A 3,222-nucleotide genomic window follows, 5' to 3' on the forward strand; every position below is an offset into this window, starting at 1 on the left:
ATTTATTGATAAGTTAAAAAGTTCAAATAAATACCACTGGTTAACAAGTTTGACACTTGACTACTACGATAGTCAAGTCAACATTTTTCATATTAATTATGAAATTAATCAAATGCAAAAAAAATAGTTAGTTATCTCAATCTATAGTAATCAAATTTGATTGGTGAGAATTTTGGTGTTGACAGTCCTTTGTCATTGGTAATTTGTCGTTGGTTTCACAAATGATTTAGGATTGCTAGTGTGTTTTTAGCTAAACATATTTACAAATTCAAGGAAATATGCAGATATAGATATTTAAGTTTTATATCTACATATTAAGCGTATTTGTTTGAAAAATTTTGATGTCAGCCTAGTGGTTCATCGCATTAATTTTGCAGGTTTAATAAACGAACCGCAAAGGACGCAAAGAGCGCAAAGAAAGAAAAATTAAGAATAAGTTTACCCCTCAGAACTAATGGGACAGACCACTAGTATATAGAAGTTAAGAACCTGTCCAAGGAATTTATTAAACTTGGCCCTAACTCGGTGTGCGAAATGATTGGGAAAATTTCTGTTCGTAACTTCAATAGGATAGCTGTACTACTAATTTAATTTAGCAATTTACTTGATAATTAGTTAAGGAGCAAAATTCAATGGATGTACAAACGAAAGTTGTATCTGCAAATTTGACAACAAGTTTATACAAAAGCTTGGTTCGAGAATTGCATTTAATTTGGCAATTTACTGGTCGCGATATTTCCAGTACCATCATACCACCAATACTATTTATATTAGCTGCGGGGCATTATGTACAATCATCTTTTACTGAATTATTTTTCACATTGTTCAGTGGTACTTTATTTGTTTGGTTATACCTTTTTTCTTTTTGCTTATCTAATCAAATAGCTGGTGTTGAAGAGGATCGAATCAATAAGCCAAATCGCCCGTTAGTGACAGGAAAAATCTCACTTCATGGGGCTTTAATGAGATGGTTTTTGAGTATGGGCATATTTACATTTATAGGCTGGTATTTTGGGGTTTTAGAATGGGCTTTAATCTGCCAGATGGTTGTGGTTTTGCATAATTTTGGTGGTTGGGATAAGCATTGGATTACCAAAAACTTCTTGATTGGATTAGGTACATTCGCGCACTTGGCAGCAGTATGGCAATTGATGACACCAATCACACCGATCGCCTGGCGCTGGCTATTCGTCATGGGTGCTATCTGGAGTACATTAGTCGCCCTTCAGGATCTTCGAGATATAGAAGGGGATTTAGCTGTTAACCGCAGCACATTTCCCATCGCCTTTGGAGAAACAGCAAGCCGATTTATACTAAGTCTGGGCTTTGGATTCCTACCATTTGTTACCCATTTCATATTAATGATGCCCGCGCAAAATACTGCCAGTACTTTAGCGTGTGATATTGTACTAGCAGTATTTAGCTGGTTGATTGCAGCCAGGATTGTATTGAATCGCTCTCCACGAGAAGATCATCAGACTTACATGCTCTTTACTTACTGGTATTGTCTGGTTCTGGCTAGTGCGATCGTTGTTCTTTAATTCAGATAACAAAATTCAGAAGTCAGAGACAAACTTTTCTCACAAGGTAAGAAGTATGACTCATTTAGCATCTATTCACCATCCGCAACACGCTGTTGTCATTGGGGGAAGTATCGCGGGACTGCTAGCGGCGAAAGTACTGACTAAACACTTTCAGCGAGTGACAGTTATTGAACGGGATAACTTTACACAAGAAACAGAACATCGCCACGGTGTACCCCAATCACCTCATGTCCATACCTTGCTCAAGCGTGGTTTGCAATCAGTGGAAGAACTTTTTCCTGGTATAGAGGCTCAATTAGCTGACTCTGGTGCATCCACCATAGATTGGGGAAATGATTTACCCTGGCTGGGTTTTGGCGGTTGGGCTCCTCGTTTTAAGTCTGATTTAATTACCCACACTTGCAGTCGAAATCTTCTAGAGCAAACTATCCACCATCGATTAGCTGCTGAAAAGAATCTTGTGTTTATGCAAGAAGCACAGGTAGTTTCTTTATTATCTAACTCAGACCGGACTGGTGTTACAGGTTTACGAGTACGCTTTCGCAACCAACCAGAAACAGACTTAACTGCTGATTTAGTCGTAGATGCGAGTGGACGCAATTCATCAGCGCCTCAATGGCTAGAAGCAATGGGTTACACACCACCCCAAGAGACAGTAATCAACTCTTATTTAGGCTATGCCAGCTGTTGGTACGAGCCTCCAAATAATTTGGAATGTGATTGGCAGTGTTTATATGTAACAGTACAACCACCAAATAACAATCGTGGTGGTGTGATATATAAAGTTGAAGGTAATCGTTGGATTCTCACACTTATAGGTGTAGGTAAAGATTATCCACCCACAGATAAAGATGGCTTTTTAGAGTTTGCCCGTAGCTTGCGATCGCCAGTTATCTATGAAGCTATCAAAAACGCCCAGCCACTCTCATCTATCTATGGTTATCGCCGGACAGAAAATCGCCTGCGTCATTATGAAAAACTTAAAAGATTGCCAGAAAACTTTGTGTTAGTAGGTGATGCCGTTTGTGCTTTTAATCCAGTTTACGGACAAGGTATGACCGTTGCTGCTTTAGATGCACTGGCTTTAGACCAATGTTTAAATCAACAATTTTCTAACCATCCCGATGGGAATTTAATTGGTTTATCTCGACAGTTTCAAAAACAATTAAACAAAGTAATTGCCGTACCTTGGCTAATGACAACAGGCGAAGATTTACGTTGGCATACCACTGAAGGAGGACAACCAGACTTCATCAGCCGAATCATGCAGCGTTATCTAGATAGAGTGTTGTTACTACAAAGTGAAAATGCCGAAATTCACAAGACATTTTTAGAAGTAATACACATGCTAAAACCACCTACTGCATTTTTCCACCCCAATATCATCACAAAAGTCTTAAAGCAAGTGATGAATTGGCAAAGGAAAAATGAGCAGTTTACTAATGAACAAGATGTTCCGAAAAAATTGTCTGTGATTACACAAGTATAGAAGGCAGTGGGGAGATAGGGGAATGAGGGAGATGGGGCAGGGGAGAATAATAACCCCCCAGTCACCAGTCAACAGTCACCACCCCCAATGCCCAATGCCCAATCATGAGACTGCTAAGAGAAGTCCGGAAAATGGGAAAGGTTTGGTATTTTCCCTTTCCACTTTCCCCTTTAACCTTTTCCCTTTCCC

Annotated in this window: 2 protein-coding genes; both read left to right on the forward strand. The window is 39.2% G+C overall.

All coding sequences use genetic code 11. The annotated features are described in order from the left end of the window. Window positions 1-632: 632 nt before the first annotated feature. A complete protein-coding gene (locus tag GNE10_RS33275; RefSeq protein WP_185570322.1) occupies window positions 633-1,541 on the forward strand; it encodes a UbiA family prenyltransferase in 909 nt (302 codons plus the stop codon). A gap of 55 nt (window positions 1,542-1,596) precedes the next feature. Continuing rightward, the gene (locus tag GNE10_RS33280) at window positions 1,597-3,033 is read left to right on the forward strand and encodes an NAD(P)/FAD-dependent oxidoreductase (RefSeq protein WP_185570323.1); all 1,437 of its coding nucleotides are present in this window, start codon (window positions 1,597-1,599) and stop codon (window positions 3,031-3,033) included. Window positions 3,034-3,222 lie beyond the last annotated feature (189 nt).

This window comes from Nostoc sp. 2RC, assembly GCF_014222165.1.
Classification (GTDB): Bacteria; Cyanobacteriota; Cyanobacteriia; order Cyanobacteriales; family Nostocaceae; genus Nostoc; species Nostoc linckia.

Coding starts and splice junctions, on each gene's coding strand:
- GNE10_RS33275 (WP_185570322.1), top strand. CDS start 633: ATGGATGTACAAACGAAAGTTGTATCTGCAAATTTGACAACAAGTTTA.
- GNE10_RS33280 (WP_185570323.1), top strand. CDS start 1,597: ATGACTCATTTAGCATCTATTCACCATCCGCAACACGCTGTTGTCATT.